The sequence below is a fragment of the Planococcus sp. S3-L1 genome (assembly GCF_030063085.1).
Lineage (GTDB): Bacteria > Bacillota > Bacilli > Bacillales_A > Planococcaceae > Planococcus > Planococcus kocurii.
On sequence record NZ_JASISN010000005.1, the window covers coordinates 160,690 to 179,898 of the forward strand.

At 41.3% G+C, this 19,209-nt stretch carries 15 protein-coding genes; 10 read left to right on the forward strand and 5 right to left on the reverse strand.

The features are described 5' to 3' along the window. Positions 1 to 723: 723 nt before the first annotated feature. Positions 724 to 1,242: a sigma-70 family RNA polymerase sigma factor gene (locus tag QMF37_RS07595; RefSeq protein WP_071154554.1), complete on the forward strand. Its 519-nt coding sequence runs from the start codon at positions 724 to 726 to the stop codon at positions 1,240 to 1,242. Beyond that, positions 1,235 to 2,572, forward strand: a complete 1,338-nt coding sequence (locus QMF37_RS07600; protein ID WP_283477597.1) for a DUF4179 domain-containing protein — start codon at positions 1,235 to 1,237, stop codon at positions 2,570 to 2,572. Before QMF37_RS07595 ends, QMF37_RS07600 begins: the two co-directional genes overlap by 8 nt. 419 nt (positions 2,573 to 2,991) lie before the next feature. Here QMF37_RS07600 and QMF37_RS07605 read toward each other — a convergent pair whose 3' ends face one another. After that, positions 2,992 to 5,040, reverse strand: coding sequence for a helix-turn-helix domain-containing protein (locus QMF37_RS07605; RefSeq protein WP_283477598.1), 2,049 nt, complete (start codon positions 5,038 to 5,040; stop codon positions 2,992 to 2,994). A 137-nt stretch (positions 5,041 to 5,177) separates the two neighbouring features. On the opposite strand from QMF37_RS07605, the gene QMF37_RS07610 reads away from it, so the two are divergent. The 8 genes from QMF37_RS07610 to QMF37_RS07645 all read left to right on the forward strand — a co-directional run bounded on the left by QMF37_RS07610 (position 5,178) and on the right by QMF37_RS07645 (position 13,434). Then, entirely contained in the window at positions 5,178 to 5,627 is a 450-nt protein-coding gene (locus tag QMF37_RS07610) for a MaoC family dehydratase N-terminal domain-containing protein (protein WP_283477600.1), read from the forward strand. Next, positions 5,628 to 6,071, forward strand: coding sequence for a MaoC/PaaZ C-terminal domain-containing protein (locus tag QMF37_RS07615; RefSeq protein WP_149456576.1), 444 nt, complete (start codon positions 5,628 to 5,630; stop codon positions 6,069 to 6,071). It abuts the gene before it with no gap. Between the two features lie 17 nt (positions 6,072 to 6,088). Further along, the gene (locus tag QMF37_RS07620) at positions 6,089 to 7,252 is read left to right on the forward strand and encodes a thiolase C-terminal domain-containing protein (protein ID WP_283477603.1); all 1,164 of its coding nucleotides are present in this window, start codon (positions 6,089 to 6,091) and stop codon (positions 7,250 to 7,252) included. A gap of 12 nt (positions 7,253 to 7,264) precedes the next feature. Continuing rightward, positions 7,265 to 7,699 carry a Zn-ribbon domain-containing OB-fold protein gene (locus tag QMF37_RS07625; protein WP_078080169.1) on the forward strand — a complete coding sequence of 145 codons (435 nt, stop codon included), beginning with the start codon at positions 7,265 to 7,267 and terminating at the stop codon, positions 7,697 to 7,699. Between the two features lie 82 nt (positions 7,700 to 7,781). Then, the gene (locus QMF37_RS07630; protein WP_283477605.1) at positions 7,782 to 8,975 is read left to right on the forward strand and encodes an acyl-CoA dehydrogenase family protein; all 1,194 of its coding nucleotides are present in this window, start codon (positions 7,782 to 7,784) and stop codon (positions 8,973 to 8,975) included. A gap of 21 nt (positions 8,976 to 8,996) precedes the next feature. Beyond that, entirely contained in the window at positions 8,997 to 10,145 is a 1,149-nt protein-coding gene (locus QMF37_RS07635; protein WP_283477607.1) for an acyl-CoA dehydrogenase family protein, read from the forward strand. A 38-nt stretch (positions 10,146 to 10,183) separates the two neighbouring features. Then, a complete protein-coding gene (locus QMF37_RS07640; protein ID WP_283477609.1) occupies positions 10,184 to 11,662 on the forward strand; it encodes an aldehyde dehydrogenase family protein in 1,479 nt (492 codons plus the stop codon). Between the two features lie 38 nt (positions 11,663 to 11,700). After that, entirely contained in the window at positions 11,701 to 13,434 is a 1,734-nt protein-coding gene (locus QMF37_RS07645) for an AMP-binding protein (protein ID WP_283477611.1), read from the forward strand. A 197-nt stretch (positions 13,435 to 13,631) separates the two neighbouring features. On the opposite strand, the gene QMF37_RS07650 is transcribed toward QMF37_RS07645, so the two are convergent. The 4 genes from QMF37_RS07650 to QMF37_RS07665 form a co-directional block, all read right to left on the reverse strand. Further along, complete coding sequence (locus tag QMF37_RS07650) at positions 13,632 to 16,406, reverse strand: bifunctional diguanylate cyclase/phosphodiesterase (protein ID WP_071153896.1); 2,775 nt, start codon at positions 16,404 to 16,406, stop codon at positions 13,632 to 13,634. A gap of 475 nt (positions 16,407 to 16,881) precedes the next feature. Next, positions 16,882 to 17,772, reverse strand: a complete 891-nt coding sequence (locus QMF37_RS07655) for a hypothetical protein (RefSeq protein WP_283477613.1) — start codon at positions 17,770 to 17,772, stop codon at positions 16,882 to 16,884. 86 nt (positions 17,773 to 17,858) lie between these two features. Further along, complete coding sequence (gene yiaA / locus QMF37_RS07660) at positions 17,859 to 18,320, reverse strand: inner membrane protein YiaA (protein WP_283477615.1); 462 nt, start codon at positions 18,318 to 18,320, stop codon at positions 17,859 to 17,861. Positions 18,321 to 18,572: 252 nt separating this feature from the next. Then, the gene (locus QMF37_RS07665) at positions 18,573 to 19,139 is read right to left on the reverse strand and encodes a DUF488 domain-containing protein (RefSeq protein WP_071153898.1); all 567 of its coding nucleotides are present in this window, start codon (positions 19,137 to 19,139) and stop codon (positions 18,573 to 18,575) included. Between the last annotated feature and the right edge of the window lie 70 nt (positions 19,140 to 19,209).

Below are 19,209 nucleotides of genomic sequence, written 5' to 3' on the forward strand. Positions count from 1 at the left end.
GACAATGCATTCTTTCAAGCAGTTGCGAAAAAATAAATTCAGCACCATATTCACTTTGTTACTCCATAATATAACATGTAAACCATTAATGAACTGATTTTTCTGATAAATAAATACATTTATGATAAAGTTTACGGTTTAGTCAATAGGATGACTATTTTGCACCATTTTTTTTATATAAATTGAATGAAAGTAGCCAATTTTTCTACAACGCTTTGGGAATGGCTTCCTCGAGAAGCCAGGTAAAGTTCGCCAGTCTTCTTACTTCGCCAAGCCCGTCGACACACCGGTGCTAAGTAACTTGTCGAGCAGGAAGGTAGGATCTATTTTTTCGTTGGTAACAAGAAGAGATGGAGCAAAATAGTGGGGACTTCCGCGGGTAAGTAAAGTGCTGAACTAACTTATCCGTCCAGCCCAATATTGCAGGCGAAGGCGGAGAATGAGCGTATCCAACTAGCTACCGACGCGCTCGATTTTCCTATTGATTTTGAAGCGGGTAACGGACGCATTAAAGCGCGCTGATAATGGCAGCATCAATTTGTGTGGAGTAAGCGTCGAAAGAGTGTTTTGTTGGTTAATCGATCAAGTACATAAAAACCGTAATTTGTATTGAGCTAGAATCATATAAATATGGAAAAAAATTATTTTAACAAAAAAATATTTTCGATGAACTTTTTCGAGGCTGAGATGTCTAATATGTAAGTAGAGAGTGAGGTGTTGGCTGTGGATGAAATTAACGTCGCCCGAAAAGCGATACAAGGCGAAGAAGAAGCTTTTATCGATTTAATGCATATGCATAAAGAAGCCTTATTACGGACTGCTTTAGCTTTTCTTAAAAACGAACACGCAGCACTTGAAGCTTTACAAGAAACGACTTACCGAGCATTCAAGAAAATTCACACCTTAAAGGAGCCTGCCTATGCCAAAACCTGGCTAATTCGTATTATGATTAATTATTGCCAGGATCAACTAAAAAGAGGCAAACGGTTCGTCCTGAGCGAGAAAAATCTTGACCTTCCAGTTTTAGATAATTTAGCCCAAATTGAATTACAGGAAGCTTTAAGTACACTTTCTCCCACTGAACAACAATTGATTTACATGAAATATTTTCAGGACGTTAAAATCAAAGACATCGCAGCCATCGAAAAAATTCCTGAAGGTACTGTAAAATCACGCTTGCATAAAACACTACGAACGCTCCGTAGATATCTTGAAGACAAAGGAGAGATCGATCATGTATGAAAAAGAGGAACAGAAATTAAATGATTTCAAAAACCACTTAGCACAGATCCCTCTTCCCATTGATCAAGCAGACGGTGCAATTAGACAAGGTCTTGAACAAGCCAAACGAGAAAAAAAACAACTCCACGCTAAACGGCAGCGAACTTTTTGGAGCCTAGCCGCAGCTGCGCTGGTAATTCTCACAGTCCTCACGACAATCCGGATATCTCCCACTTTCGCTAATGCGGTGGCATCAATTCCTGGAATGGAAAAATTTGTTGAAATGATACAAGATGACAAAGGACTTACTGCTATATTTGAAAATGACTACTACCAACCGATCGGTGAGTCTCAAACAATTGGACATACGACGATGACAATTGACGGTGTCGTTTTAGACGAATCGGGCATGAATCTCTTTTATACCATTGAATCTCCTGTAGAAATAGAAGATGTCGTCATAGAAACGCCTGTTTTAAAAAATCAGCAACAAGAACATGGTTCTGCAAGCATTTCCTACAGTTCTCCAGTGTCTGAAGATCTGTCTCCAAAAATCTATACAGATATCCTGAAATATACATTTGAAAACCCGATAAATTTTGAAGACCTATCTTTTACACTTGAACTAGAAACTATTTTGAACGGCAATTCGTTTGATTTTTCCATACCGTTTGTTGTTCCTGAAAATGTAAAACCAAGTATCATTTATGGCATCAATAAAGAAGTGGAAGTCGAAGGACAAAAATTCACAATCGAAGATATCACTGTTCATCCACTTCGCGTAGGTATTAAGATTTCGTTTGATCCAACTAACACTAAAAAAATACTTCAATTTGAAGATATGCGCTTAGAAGATGACACCGGTGAAATTTGGAGTTCAATATCCAATGGAATTTCGACTACTGGTAATATGGAAGATGGCGAAATGCTTTACTATCTTCAAAGCAATTATTTTGAAAAGCCGAAGCAACTGTATTTACGAATCAATACTATGCAAGCGGTCGACCAAGAAGACGCTTATTTGATAGTAGATACGGAGAAGAACTTTTTATTGCACAGTCCAAAAGATGGTAGGTTGACCTTAACTAAATCTAGTCGAACTGAAGTTGAAATGACTTTGAAAGTCGATGCAGATAAAGAACATGCTTACGGAATTGATTATCAAGTAAAGGATGCAAATGATGAACTACTAGACTTGTCATCTTCTAGCATGTCTACTAGTTATAAAAACGGACAAAACTTTGCAATTGGCATCGTAGATAACGGGTATATCAATCCGATAAAAATCGACTTGTTCTCCTATCCAAATTATATTAATGGAGATGTTAAAATCGAGTTACAAAAAAAATAGCTTTATATAAAGAGCGTCGCCCTATAGCCTTTAACATAAAACAGACGAAGAAAAAAGAGTTCTTTTTTCTTCGTCTGTTTTATTGACTCGTACCTATAATCCAGAACTCGGTGTGCACTTTTTCAAGACCCTGGAGGTGAAATTTCAGAACGACTGATTTCTCTTGATAAGACCGAACGCATTTTCCACATTATTTTTGCGTAATCGTTCTATTTCCTTACAGAAATGGATGTTTATTTGTCTCTTTTTTAAGATTCAAAACGGCTGATAGGTATGGACATGGCGAAGAGCAAAGATATGTTCGCTAGCCTCGTCATAATAAACAGCAACTTGTTCTTTAGCATGCAAAAGGAGCTATCTCGAAAGTCATTGTTCCTAATTTTTTTGAGACATCCCCTCTTTGTTAGGTGATAATTTTTCTATGCACGCTGGCACAAATAACAAGCCAGCTGCAATTGTAAGACATCATCTGCATTTTTTAACGACAAGCCAAGTACCTCTTCTATCTTTTTTAACCGCTGATAAAGCGTATTAATATGGATATGCAAGGTTTCTGCCGCTTCGCCTGCTGATCGATTTTTTTCGAAATAGACAAGAAGTGTCTGTTCCAACATGCCACCTGAACGGTCGATTTCGCGTAATGGTTGAAAGACATCTGATAAAAACTTACTGACTTCTTCGGTATTCCGACTCGTGAATAACCGACTAATCCCGATATCTGTATAACGTACAAGTTTGTGATTCACCTTTCCTGCAAGTGGATTGGTCAGCGCAATTTCGGCTTCACGATACGAGCGCTCAATGTCGCTGTATGAAGAGATCAACGACCCAATTCCCCCATGCAACACGTAATCGTTTCGGCCATCTGCTCGATACACTAACATTTCATCCAATTGCCTTTCGAAAAAACCAAGTTCCACAGTTCCGGTTACGCCAGCCAGCAAAATGACTTTGTTTTGCCAACCAAATACGGTCTGAACAAGTGCACCTGCTGCGGAACGTAACTCCGCTATAAGGCGAAAAATATGCGCTTCTAGTTCCTGCGGATCGGAGCAACCCGTCACTTGCAGCATCGCCACGACAAACCCTTCAGAATTCCGAATTCCGAGAGCCTCTGCTTTTTCATTCAGTAGCTCGGGATCGTTCGTATAGAGAAGTTCATCAAACAATTGTTGCTGATTTTTATAATAAAATGCTAACACATTTTGCTTTTGAACACGTTCTAAGGCAAGTACTGCACTGCCTTGTTCGAGTGCTACTTCACCAAGACGCGTCAAGGTTTGTGGTGACTTTGCAATCAAACAACCCAGCACGACAGATCCTGAACGAATTGGGTATACGACATCGCCTTCTTTTGTATTAAGTTCGATACTTTTTGCTTGAGACTCTTTTTGAATAATCTGCAGTAAATGACTGAATGATAATCCAGTGGGAAGTATGGCCATAGCTGGAATCATTTCATTCATCAACAAATCAATAAACACTAGCGACTGTCCCGCCATCTGACTTAGTTCCTCAACCATCTTCTCTGTCCCCATATTTCGAACGGATAAATCCGTCAACCTTGCATGAATGACATCTCGCTGCACCAAAGCATCATTCAATTCCCTGATATTCGCAAACTGCTTGGCGTTGCGAATTGCGATACCCACTTGAGTCGTAAAAATTTGCAGCAGCCATAAATCTCGATCGGTTAAGACATGTTCTGAATGCATCTGTCCCAGGTACATGACGCATTCAATACGGTCTTCTACGACGATGGGATAGGCAATCACAGATCGAATATTCGTGATATCTTCAACTCGCCTTCCCCAACGCTGTTTGTTTTCTTTCGAAATATGTTTTACTTCACCAAATTTCAGATCGCTAGGGTTTGTTATTAACACGGGCGTCCCAACTTCAAAGGCATGACCAACAGGACCTTCTCCTAGTTCGAACTCCATGTGACGGATTTCTTCGTACCGATATCCTTGTGATGCTTTGCAAACAATTTTCTTTTTCGTTTCATCATACAACCAAAGTGTTCCATAATCTGCATTTGTAATAACTTCAAGCGTATGCGTCAAAATATTGCAAAAAACGTCTTCTAAATTGAGTGATGCGGTTGTATAACGAATACTATCAACAATCTTTGCTAATTTGACACGTCCCGTAACATCGATAAACTGTGCATAGCCTTTATAGAAAAAGTCAAAAAGCACAGCCAACTCGTCTTCACCAACTACACGATTTTCTGTAAAAACGAGAAAGACATGGTAATCATCTGCATATGTAAATTGGACTTTTTGTTCATCGTTCTCTTGAAAGGTGTGAATAGGCGTTCCTCGCATATTTTCCATAGCAGGAGGTTTCATTTCTGATTTATTAACGATTGCCTCCAACGTGCTAGACTCTCCGGTTTTCTTCCATACGGAATAAGGCAATTTGAACCCCATTCGGTTATAGAGTGTTGCAATCGAATTATCCATAGCCTCACGCTCCTTCAGTAGAGAAAAATCTACTTTATATACTATAAATATAGAGATTCATACATTGTTCTGTCAATATAATTCATTTAATATTCATTTTAGATAGAATATTCAAACAAAAAATTCGGAGGTGCCTCATGAATTTAAATAAAAGCATGATAGGGATTGCCAGTACCCCCTATAGTGTCGTCATCGAACGAGAACATGTTACGCGATTTGCACAAGCAATCGGCGACAACAACTTGTTGTATGAAAATGAAGCTTATGCAAAAACAACCGCTTACGAAGGAATGACTGTCCCTCCTACTTTTTTAGTGGCGCTGGGTAGCCACGCTGAGTTTCCACTTAAACTCGATTTCAAACGCATGTTGCACGGGGAGCAGGAGTTTATCTACCATCAACCCGTACGAATTGGCGATAAATTAGACTGTATAATGACCGTCACGGATGTCTACGACCGGGTTGGGAAAAGTGGAACGATGCAATTTCTTGTTCTCGACACGAATATGACAACTGAAGACGACACACTTGTAGCAGTTTCTCGCAACACGATTATTTATCGACCCGTTCCGAAGGAGGCGAAATAAATGAAAGCGATTACAGCTATTTCTTTTTCGGAACTTCAGTCCAATACCGCTCTTCCTTCTTTTACAAAACCTGCTGTCAGCAAAGAACAACTCGTTCAGTATGCACAAGCTTCTGGCGACTTGAATCCGCTTCACACAGATGATAACTTTGCAAAAAGCATTGGACTAGATGGCGTTATTGCCCACGGCATGCTCATCATGGGCTTTCTTGGTCAATACGTTCAAGAAATTGCTGGAACCGAATCGGTTGTTCACCAATTCAATATGCGATTCGGTGCCATGACAAAACCTGGTGACGTGATCACATGTGGTGGTTTTGTAAAGCAATTGATGGAAATCGATGGACAACCGGCAGTGGCACTTGAGTTATTTGCAGAAAAAGCACCGGGTGAGCGAGTCGGGACCGGTTCTGCTGTTCTAGTATGTTCGAACCCACTTAACTAAAGAAGGAGGCTCCACACATGGCAACTTATTCAAATCAATGCGCAATCGTCGGAGTCGGCGAAAATAAGCGCTCACGTAAATCAGGAACCACTCCGCTTCATATGGCACTCACTGCAGCACGTAATGCATTAGCAGATGCCGGACTTGAAGCACACGACCTTGATGGCATCATGAACTACTCTACCGGGGCTGACTCGTGTCCTTCCCATGAACTCGCAACGTTTCTTGGATGTCACCCTAAATACGTCAAAGACGTAAGTGGTGGCGGCAGTAGCACAGAATTGCTTATCGCTGACGCCGTTGCGCTAATCGAAGCGGGCATGCTGAATACGGTGCTAATCTATCGTTCAATGAATGGTAGTTCGGGCCATCAAGTCGGACGTGGCTATGACCCTAACATGCTACAAGAAATGCTGTCAGGTGGCAGCTTCTTGATGCCTTATGGAACTGCTAGTCCTACACAGTGGTTTGGCATGTTCGCGACGCGACATATGCAGCAAACTGGAATCACGAAAGAACATTTAGGTCATGTATGTATTAGTTTTTATGAACATGCACAGCGAAACCCCGATGCATTTTTACATGGCAAGCCACTTGATATGGAAACGTATTTAGCGACACCTGACATCAGTTCACCATTTAATATTCATGACTGCTGCGTAGAACTAGATGAAGCAAATGCGATTATTGTAACGTCTGCAGCAAATGCGAAAAATTGCAAATCGAAACCTGTATTTATTGCGGGAATGGCTCCTCGTACGACTCATTCCAACACTCACTATTGGACTCAGGTGGATGAAGTTGCGGCCGACTATGCGGCGGCAGAATTGTATCGTTCTGCTGGTGTAAAACCTGAAGACATTCAAGTCGCAGCGATTTACGACTGCTTTAGCTGGGTCGTTCTTCGCCAACTAGAGTCCTATGGATTCGCCAAACGCGGCGAAGTTGGCGATTTCGTGGCTGACGGCAATTTGAAAATGGGCGGCTTACTTCCTTCTAACACAGCAGGTGGTATGTTGTCCGAAGGCTATACCCATGGCATGAATAATGTACTCGAACTCGTTCGCCAATTGCGACATGACTACAAAGGAACCGATCGACAAGTAAAAAATTGTGAGCTCGGGATTGCAACTGGCTGGGCGGGTCCTGATATGGCCGGTGCTATGATTCTACGAAACTAAGGAGGCGTTTTTATGACGATAAAAACTGATTACGAAAAACCGATTCCATTAAAAAACCAAGACAATCACCCGTATTGGGATGCTGCAGATCAACATGAGTTGAAGTTGCAAAAATGTACAGCTTGTCGTTCATTTATTCATCCACCAGGTCCAGCGTGTCCTAGTTGTGGCAGTCCAGAAACTGAATGGGAATTGCTTGGGTCAAATATTTCAGCAACCGTGTATTCATACGTTGTGTCGTACCGTCCATTCCTCCCCGGTTTCCAGCATGACTTACCAACGATTATTACTGTAGCGTCACTTGATGCCGCTCCTGAAGTAAAACTGATGGCGAACATTATTAATTGCGACGCAGAAGATGTAGAAATCGGCATGCCACTCCAAATGACGTGGGTAGATATCACGGAAGACCGAGCATTACCTCAATGGATACCTGCTGAAAAGTAACAACAGCTAGAGTCCCGCTCTTTTTAATAGTGCAGTTCAACTTTGCAACTAACGACGAAATAGAACGAAAGGATGTGTCTTGATGAACTTTACATTTACGAAAAAAGAAGAAAAGTTTCGCGATGAACTACGCGCTTGGCTAGAAACGAGTCTCCCGACAGGTTGGTTAGAAGGGGATCGTCAACTTCCTAAAGACCCACAACACTACTCTCAATTTTTACGCGACTGGCAACGCGCACTCTATGAGGGTGGTTGGGCTGCCATCGCTTGGCCAAAGCAATACGGCGGACGCGACGCAACGTTAATGGAAGAAATTATTTATCATCAGGAGATGGTTCGTGTCCAATCCCCTCCCCTTATTAACTACATCGGAATTCATATGGTTGCTCCAACCTTGATGCAAATGGGAACCGACAGTCAAAAAGATGAATTTATCGAGAAAATTTTAACTGGCGAGCAAGTATGGAGCCAAGGCTATTCAGAACCGAGTGCAGGCTCTGACCTTTCTGCAATCCAAACGACGGCTGTGAAGAAAGACGGCAAGTGGGTCATCAATGGGCAAAAAGTATGGACCAGTTTTGCTCACCTTGCAGATTGCTGTTTCTTGTTAACAAAAACAGAAAAAAGCGAAGGCAAACATGACGGAATTACCGTATTTTTGCTTGATATGCACCAACCGGGTGTTGAAACAGTGCCGATTGTCCAAATGGACGGTCACCAAGAATTCAATGAAGTCTATTTAACAGATGCCCTTGCAACGGACGCAGATGTCGTTGGCGAAGTCGGTAAAGGATGGAAAGTGCTGATTGCACTTATGTTGCATGAACGATCTGGTATTGCAGCTCAAGTGTTTACACTCGAACAGCAATTTGATCGCGTCGTTGATATGGCAAAATCCGTGCAAGTATGCGGTGTCTCGCTAATGGAAGATCCGTTCGTTGAAGACGGACTTGCTGATTTATACACGCGCATCAATGGAGCCAAACTAAACTACTATCGCAACATCACACATACGTTAAAAAACGGGAAACCGGGACCAGAAAGTTCGCTTGATAAATTACTGGTCAGTGAATTGACGAAAGAACTTTTCGACTTTGCGATGACGATTCAAGGTCATGCAGGCATACTTATGGCAGAAGATGCCTTGTTCGATTCGGATATGCAAGGGCAATACCTCGCTTCATTCGGTGCAACGATTGGTGGCGGCACAAGCGAAGTACAACGTAACACGATTGGCGAACGAATTCTCGGACTTCCAAAAGACTTAGGACGATAACTGTTAGGAGAGGTGAAGAACATGGATTTCGCATTAAGTGAAGAACAAGAGTTGTTTCGTACAGCCATTCGTAAATACATGACTGATTTAGGCAAAACCGATATTGCCCGTTCCATAATTGATGGCAAACTAGAATCGATTACACGTGTAACTTCCGGTCTTGCTGAAATGGGTATCTCTGCGATTCCAATTCCAGAAGAGCAAGATGGACTTGGACTTGGTGCACTTGATCTCGTTCCAGTTTTTGAAGAAACTGGACGCGTGCTATTACCGGGCATCCAACTTGAAACACTCGCCTTAGCCGTACCGTTACTTAACGCTTACGGAACACAAGTCCAAAAATCCAATTGGTTAACAAAAGTCGCCACAGGCGAAAGCACAATCTCTGTTGCGTGGTATGAACAAAACAGAGGACTGACACCAAAATCATTTAGCGCCATTGCAGCAAAAACAACTAGCGGATACGCCGTAACAGGTACGAAAACGCTTGTTTCCGTATTAGGAAATCCAGACATCTTCGTCACAGCTGCACAAACAGCCGAAGGAAAATCTTTATTTCTTATTAAAGCAAGTGATGTTGCGTCACAAAAAAATCTTCAGGGCATTGACGAGACGCAGCAAATTGCACAATTGACCTTTGATCAAGCACCTGCTGAATTGCTCGGTGAACCAGGCGAGGCGGCACAAATGTTGGACAATGCACTGCTCCATTTCAATGCGGCGCTCTGCTCTAGCATGGTCGGTGGCATGGATGAACTGGTTCATACAACGACCGAATACGCAAAAATCCGTGTTCAGTTTAATCAACCCATTGGTCGATTTCAAGCAGTCAAACACGGCATTGTGAACATGAAACTCGATTTAGAAACAGCACGTTCTTTGTCTTATTACGCAGCTTGGGCTGTAGAAAATAATACAGAAGATAAAGAAACAGCTGTTCATAGCGCTCGTTCTTTCGTTTCGAAAGCCTATATAAAAGCAGCTGCCGACTCGATTCAACTTCATGGCGGAATTGGATTCACAGAAGAATTGGATGTTCAACTTTACCTAAAACGTGCACGCTATTACGAGAACTATTTCGGTTCGGTTCGCGACTCTCGTAAAAAAGCAGCGCGTGCACTTGGCTGGCATACAAAATCCACTAAACAACATCCCGTACCTGTTTCGTAAGTAACGAACTACAGATTAGTTAAGAAGGAGAATGGCAAATGACCGTATCAACGGATTTGAAAGTCTATCAGAATTTAATTAATGGTGAATTACGTGGGGCAATAGGTGACGAAAAAATTGGCAGCATCGATCCTTCAACTGGTCGAGTATGGGCATACATTCCTCAAAGCACTGAAGAAGACGCGGTGTTGGCAGTTAACGCTGCGAAGAGTGCATTCCCAGCTTGGAAAAAAGCGAAAGCTGAAGATCGAGCAGCCGCTTTACGAAAAGTGGCTGAACTCATCGGTGAACACGGAGACGCGCTTGCAGCTCTTGAAACGCAAGACACGGGTTGGGTTATTCGCGAAACGACATATGGCTTAATCCCCGTATTGCAACAAATTTGGTTTAACGCTGCCGCTGGAGCATTGGGTGCGAACCGCGGTCAAACCGTTCCCGTGACAGCGACAAGTCTGGGTTATACACTTCGTGAGCCTTATGGCGTTGTTGTTGGAATCACACCGTGGAATGCTCCATTATTTACACTTTCCATCAAAGCAGCAAATGCCATGGCAGCAGGAAATACGGTCATTATCAAGCCTTCTGAGCATGCATCCTCAGCTTCTCTGTATTTCGCTGAGTTGGTAAAAGACATCTTTCCGCCAGGAGTTTTCAACGTAATTTCTGGATACGGCGCAGATATTGGAGACGCCTTAACGAGTCATCCCGACGTCAACAAAATTAGTTTGACTGGATCTAGTCGTACAGCTGCTACTATTGCACGAGCGACAGCTGATAAACCAAAGCCACTCATTCTAGAACTTGGCGGAAAATCTGCCAATATAATCTTTCAAGATGCGGACATCGATGCCGTAGCAGATGCGATTAGTACATACAGCATCTTCTCTGGAAACTCAGGACAAATTTGTGTCGGAAGTTCACGATTACTTGTCCATCGATCAATCTTTGACAAAGTGGCTAAAGCCGTCGTGTTACGCCTAAAAAATCCTGCCTATAAAACATACGGGCCGACACTGGATCCTACAACTACAACTGGCCCCATCGCAAACAAATCACAATACGATATCGTTCGTAATTATATCCAAGTCGGATTAGACGAAGGCGCGGAACTGCTCTTTGGCGGTCGTTCTGGAGGAGCAGAAGTTGCACCCGGTCACAGTGATTTAGCAGAGGGCTATTGGATTGAGCCCACCTTATTAAAAGCTGAGTCCAATACTTTGCGTATTTGCCAGGAAGAAATTTTTGGACCTGTCGCAGTTATGATTCCATTTGACACGGAAGAACAAGCTCTATCACTCGCAAATGGCACGGAATTCGGTCTGGCTGCAGGTGTCTGGACAAAAGACTTGAGCCTTGCGCATCGCATGGTTTCTGCAATCGAGGCTGGAAACGTATGGGTTAATACGTATGCGCGCGTCGGACCTGAAATGCCCTTTAGTGGTGTAAAAAGTAGTGGCTTTGGCACAGATTCGATTGAAGATTACTGTCGCGAAAAATCTTGTGTTATTGAATTATAAATAGATTGCATTCAAACTCTTAAATAGGCGGTGATCAGATGAATGTCCAACTCCCAAAAAAAGATAACTATGACCTGGATTTCCCTGAAATTCTCGACATTCCCAACGTATCGGCGGGTGCGATTTTAAAAGGTAGCGTTAAACAATACGGTGAAAAAAATGCCTATATTTACCGAGATACTCCGATTTCATATAACGCGATTTATCAAGAGGCAAAGCGTTTTGCAAATGCACTGCGAACACTCGGTATTGGTCGTGGCATGGTCGTATCAACTCATTTGCCAACCTGCCCGCAATACGTCGCAGCGTATTACGGAATCATTTTATCAGGTGCAGCCTATTCCCCACTCAATCCGTATTTACCTGCAGGAGATTTAACGCACCAATTGAATGATTCCGAAACTCAAGTTGTCGTGACACATGAATCGGTTGCACATTCCATTCGAGAAGTGCTTACCAATACGCAAGTCAAACATGTGATTCTCACTGGAGAGTCCGAAATCTTTTCCAACGAAACGCCTGTACCGATGGATGACTACGATGGCTGGTATAGTTTTGCAGCATTAAAAGCAGCGGCATCAGAAGACGACTTCGATGCGGGTATCGTTCCGGAACTTGATCTTGCTCATATCGCCTATACAGGAGGCACAACAGGCAGTCCGAAAGGCGTGATGATTACCCACGCGAATTTAGTCAGTAATATTACACAAATTGCCGCATGGACGGCTGGGGCGTTACCTATTTTAGATAGTGACGGTGCACTGCGTTTCGTAGCGGTCGAACAAGACCGTGAAATCTACAAGAAAAAATACTTAATTCCTCTCGGTGAAGAAGTGCGGTTAAGTCCTTCTCCGCTATTTCATATTACGGGTGGTATTGGAATGATTGTCTCTCCGATGGCACAAGGAGTCACGACTTTGTTACCGGACCGGTTCGTTCCTACACAATTTCTAGATTTAATCGAAAAATACAGTGTGTCTTCTATTAACGGAGCACCTGCAATGTGGAATATCTTATTAAACTTGCCTGGAGTCGACTCATACGATTTCTCGACAATCCGCAACATCAGTTCTGGTGCAGCTCCTCTGTCACAAAAAGAGTTAGGACTGCTAAAAGAAATGTTCCCGAATGCACGTGTTGGCGAAGGCTATGGACTGACGGAAGCGACAGCATCTGTAGCCGGCAGTGTCATGGTCACAGGCGGCGTTCATAAAGTCGGAACAGTTGGTTTGCCAACCTACAACACAAAAATCAAAGTCGTATCGCTCGACGGCATGAGCGAAGACCCTCTTCCGACTGGACAGACTGGAGAAATTTGTATTTACGGTCCACAAGTCATGAAAGGCTATTTCAATAAGCCGGAAGAAACGGCTGCGACACTTCGAAGCGGCTGGCTGCATACTGGGGATATCGGCATCATTGATGAAGACGGCTATCTCGCGATTGTCGATCGAAAAAAAGAGATGCTCATCTACAACGGCTACAACGTCTATCCGAGCCGGATTGAAGAAGTTCTCGTCTCTCACCCTGACGTCCAAAACGCGATTGTCATCGGAAAACCTGTAGAAGGCATCGGTGAAATTCCAAAGGCATTCGTCATCCTCAAACCCGGCAGTGGCTTGTCTGAGAAAGAACTCATGACCTATACAAATGAGCGCGTCGTCCACTATTCAAAAGTACGAGAACTCGAATTCCTTGAGCAGTTCCCGATGACAGCAGCAGGAAAGATTTCAAAAATCCATTTGAAGAAACAAGAACTGGAAAAGCACTAATATCACATGAAAAAAACACCTGGGGTAACAATAAAAACTCGCCATTTCTTCTTAAATGGCGAGTTTTTCTATTTTCTATAATAATTTGATCGGCTGTTTTTAACGTGCTATTAGTTTGTTCATTAGTGTTATTGGCGTTTTGGGATCATAAACTATTTCGAGATGGCTTTGCCAGTAGTGGTTTTTGCTTACAAATTTTATATTTTTGGTGCAAATCGATCCATGAAGAATTCCAATTCTTCGACTGGTAAAGGTTTACTATAATAATACCCTTGGATATTAAGGCAATCTCTAGCGATTAAAAAGTCTAACTGCTCTTTTGTTTCTACACCTTCAGCAATAACATTTAAGTTAAGATTTTGAGCCAAGGTAATAATCGTACTCGTAATCGCCGCATTGTCTTTATCCGTTAAGATATCAAGCATAAACGATCTGTCTATTTTTAACGTATCGATTGGAAAATCTTTCAAATAGCCTAATGACGAATAGCCCGTTCCAAAGTCATCTAGCGCTATTTTTATGCCCAATGATCTGATTTCTCCCATTTTTTCCAATGTCACATAGGTGTTTTTGAAAATCTGATTTTCAGTTAATTCGATATGCAAAAATTCTGGTGTTATCTTTGTATCTACTAAGATGCTTTCAATCATAGGGATCAAATCGTCTTCTTCAAATTGTCTACCTGATAAATTTACGGAAACCGATAACTGTGAATGCCCTTGACTGTGCCATATTTCCAATTGCTTACAAGCGTTCAATAGCACCCACTTGCCTATTGGGACGATCAATCCGGTCTCTTCTGCAACCGGAATAAACTCATTTGGAGAAATCATGCCTCGAGTTGGATGATTCCACCTTAGCAACGCTTCTACTCCGACGATGCGATTGGTTTTGCAATTTACTTGTGGTTGATAATGGAGACTGAGTTCATCATTTTTCAATGCTTTATACAGTGCATTTTCTAAGTAAATGCTCTCCATACTCCAGTCACTCATTTCACTCTTAAAGAAATGATGATAGGTACCGGATTTTTCTTTCGATTTATACATAGCAGCATCAGCATTTTTGATCAAAATTTCGGCTGTATCGCCGTGTTCAGGGAATAAGCTAATGCCAATACTCGCTTTAATGTATACTTCATTTCCTTTTAACGAAAACGGATCTTCAAAGGATTCTACTAACTTATCCACAACTTTTAATACATCTTGATTTTTGTTGTAGTTCGGTAAGACGATCGTAAATTCATCGCCTCCTTGACGCGATACGAACGCGCCTTCCGGTACACACCGTCTCAAACGATTGGCAACATTCTTAAGTAACATATCTCCATAACTATGTCCGAAACTATCGTTTATCATTTTAAAGCGATCCAAATCCAAGAACAACACTGCGACTTTCTGTCCTGAAAGTCCGGCTTTTCCTGTTTCTTTTTCCAAATAATTTTCAAGCAAAATTCGATTCGGCAAATCGGTCAAATGATCGTAATAAGCCAAGTGACTAATTTCCTTTTCCAACTGCTTTCTCTTAGTAATGTCTCTGAACGTAACAACCTCACCAATCACCTGGTTGTTTTCTTTTATAGCAGAAACGACGTACTCAACAGAAAAACCATAACCATCTTTTTTGAGAAACTTCAAATCTTCTTCTAAAGACACGGAGGTGATCCTCAGGTTTTGATTGTCGTGTAATAAGATTTTATAGGACTGTCCGATCAGTTCACCCGTGTTATAACCTAATATAGACTCAGCTGCTCGGTTGCAAAACGTGATCTTGTTTTCTAAATCAAAACCGAAAATACCTTCATCTACCGAATTTAAAATCAGCTCTTTTTCACGACTCAAGTTTTCTAATTCTGTAACCACTGTTTTAAGTTCATTATTTTTCAAAACAACCTCTGAAGTTCTTTTTTCAATTAGCATTTCTTGTTTTTCCATATAGAGCAAATTTGATAGTGTGGAGGCAGTAGCTTCTGCAATCGATTGAGCTAGTTCGATATCGGATTCACTGAAGACTTGCTCCGTTTTATTAAAACTGACGAGGACAAGCGCTCCTAAAACTTCCCCCATCGATACAAAAGGAAGCATCAACATCGCTTCAAACCCAAATGTTTTAGAAACCTCTTGGTTAACTCGTTCGTCTTTTGTCACGTCTCGAATATACAGCGGCTTTTTAGAAACGACTACGGCATCAAACACACGATCATTTGATGGATCAAACTGCAACTCCTCGTGCTTGTCCAGCCAGTCTTCTTCAGCCCATTCACTTTTCGTACTTAAATTAGTCGGTTTCATCTTCGCACCTACTATTGGATCTAATAAATGAACACCTATATTATCATTTTTCAAAACCTTACCGACATAATGAAAACATTTTTCCATTACATCTGTCATTGAGGAAGTCATAGATAAGTCACGCGTCAAATCTAGCAGCAATTGCTTTTCAGCAAGGATACTTTCCTTACGTTGTAAATTGTTGACGTTGCGAATTGCTACACCTGCCATATTGACATAGGCTTCTACCGTTTGTATTTCATCTGCGGTCAAATTCATCGGGATGCCGTAGTCAAACAGAAAAACCAGTCCGAACAATTCACCTTCATATGAAATAGGAAGTGCTAATAGTGATTTGATTCCAAATCCTGCAACTGCTCTTGGATCTGGACGGTTATCTTTTGACGTATCTGCGATATAAATAGTTTGTTGCGTTTCAATTACTTCTTTTGCTAATAAATCATATTCTGTATCTACTACATGCATATCGAGTGTCATACCATTAATAACTTCCGGTTTCCCCACGTATCCACGGAAACTCCCATCTTCTTGCGGCAAGTAAATTCCAACCGAGTCACATTGCACAACTTCTTCGGATATAGCCGTAATCACATGTTCAAGAAGTGGACGGAGTTCAAAATTCGTGTTGATTAGTTTCGTAATATCGGCCAACCGGGAATAACGAGTTTGTTCAATTTTCATTAGCACAACCTCCATTCACTGACTTCGTTATCTATGTTATAAAAGGTGACAAAATGCCATCGAAACATCCAAAACAAAAATTACCTTTTTTTAACACTTAGAACTTCTTTTTTACCTATTCTATTTAGACAATAGGTTATTCATGTATTTTTTGTACAATCATTCTATCATTAATATCGACAAAGACTCGTTAAAAGTTAATAATAATTTAATTGATATTCAGATAATTTATCTGTTAGCGATAAATTTTAAAAAATCTACTCTCAGCATCCTATTGGCGACTTCTTTCTGTACAGTGAAAGCAAAGAACTTACTCAGTCGATTCAATTTTACTCACTCCTTCTAAACTTCTACTTATTTTTACGTTTTACTACTAACGTTTTATTTTTAAGTCAAATCAAAAACCGCAAGAGAAAATGGCGAACTTTTCTCTTGCGGTCTATATAGTTAGTAATGCTATTCAAACTGCTATTGATTACTTTTGATATTGTGTCACGACTGTTTTAGCTAGAAGACCGATTACTTGGCCTTTAAATTGATCTGGAACAGAATGACCGGCCGGATCTTTATAATACAGAAGGTTTGTTTTTTCCACATAAGTAAAACCCATTGCTAGAAATTGGCTCTTTAAAGACGGTGGCAGTTGGTCGCTGCCTGTCACTTTTTTAAAGTACGGAGTTGTCGAAATTGACACATCCACATCGTCTAAACTAGATGTTAGCATGAATAAATCCTGATCGCTTTTTATAATCCACTGTCCTTTAGAGTAGATGGCTATTTGTAAGTATTCCAATCCAGAAATCCCCTCTAAGTTAACGCCATAAATCTCGTTAATTAGCGTTCGATTCGTTGCTCCTGTAAGCGCATAGTCATGTTCTTTTATATAGCGGTCCATCACTTCGTTTTTCTTCATCTTCATAATCTTCGCGTCTTTAGCTGTAGATTCTGCTCCTTCTTTCAGAGATACTCGCAAACTTTTCATAATTCCATCTGAATAAATGCTCAGCTTACTGCCATAATCCTTTTTGGAAACTAGATTTAAATCAACTGAAAAAACTTCGTCTACTGCACGACGAACTTCATTGCCTTTCAGCTTTTTACCAAAGGAAGCTACGTAATAATCCATAACTTTCACTTTCGGCATTTTGTTGATGACACTATCCAGCTGTGTAGATTTAGCATCTTCTCCTAAACCAACACGTACGGCTTCCATAACTTTTTTGGAATACTTGGTATCTTCTTTATGGTGCTGGCTTTGTTGAACAGTAGTCAACGTTTCCTGTGCAAAAACGTTGCCAACTCCTCCTGTAAACAACATGCTGATTAATAAAACAGAGACCATCAGTTTCTTAAATTGGATTTTCAATTGGTTTCCTCTTTCTGTTTAGTAAACTTTTATCGTTGTTATTCCTCTGATTTCTTACTGGATCTGACAAAACTGTTCTACCACTTTCACGATTTATCCATATTGTTCGCTTCTTCTGTATCGCGGACGTTCTTTTGTACCGTCACTACTGCAAACAAACTCAAGATAAACGAAATGCCGTAGAATCCTTTTTCGCTCAAGATGATACTGCCTGCATTAAACAAGCCAATCGCCATAAGTGCGATTGCTGAAATGAGCGCAAACCAGCTGATGCCATAATACAGATTTGTAACACGTATTCCTTCATCGCGGTCTCGAACTGCTTTTTGAAGTGACACAGCGGAATATAGGCCAAGGATCATGACTGTGATGTAATACCCTTTCTCGTTTAACTCCATCGCTGCATTGTATAATCCAATCAAATAAGTTGATACCCCTATGAGCAATGCTCCCCATGCTGCACCTTTAAACGCGCCAGTCGGTTCTCCAAGCCTGCGTTTCTCCACTGTTTTTTTCGTGAACACGTCTTCGTCTTTATCCTCTAACATACATACATCCCCCTCTCTTTTACTAGTGTGAATCTTATTTACCTCCGACAAGATGACTTAATTTTACAAATTTTAACTAAGACTATTTTACCATATATAACAGAAAAAATACGACTGATTTAAACAAACTAGTTAAAAATTTGAAAAAAATAAAGAACAGAAGATTTACCAGCTAAAAGATAATTCGCATTGAAAAAGCAGAAGGACAAACCCATTGGTTCAGCCTCCTGCTTTTTACGTGATTGCCTCATTTCAACGCTCTTCTGTACCATCCGGATAAACAACCTCTACGCCATCTTCTTTTTTCACTTTAGCTGGAGCTCCCCACATGGCGATTTCGTGTTTGACTAGTTCTACCGTTTCGTCTTTCCCATCAATAATGTGAAAAACCTGATGGCCATTCGCAACAAGCCAATTACTGATCAGAAAACGATGGCAGCGAGAAGGGTGCCGCTCCGAGCAACAGTAAGCTACACGCTTTTCGCTTGCGATTGTCACTAACGCATCTATGCCTTCTTTAAATTCATCAGTCAATGTGTAATCGGCGTAATTGTGAAACGACTGATTGTTCCATCCTGCGTTTACATCTCCATCAATTTCTTTCGATTTGCGGCGCCGTCCACCGAGCTTTGGAAAATGCTGATAGTGGATATTGTCCGCTTCCAGCCATTCTGGAAAAATGTCTTTCGAAAACTGTGGCCATTTGCGACTGCCAGGAAACGCTCGCACGTCTGCCAGTACCTCAATCGAATTGTCTTTCAGCATCTTTCTAAAAAATTCCTTTGAGTGACTCGAGTGACCAATTGTGTAAATGTCCATCTGACTCTCCATCCTTGTCAAGCGATTTACTTTTACTATTCCTGTCAGTTAGTAAGGTTAAACACCTTTT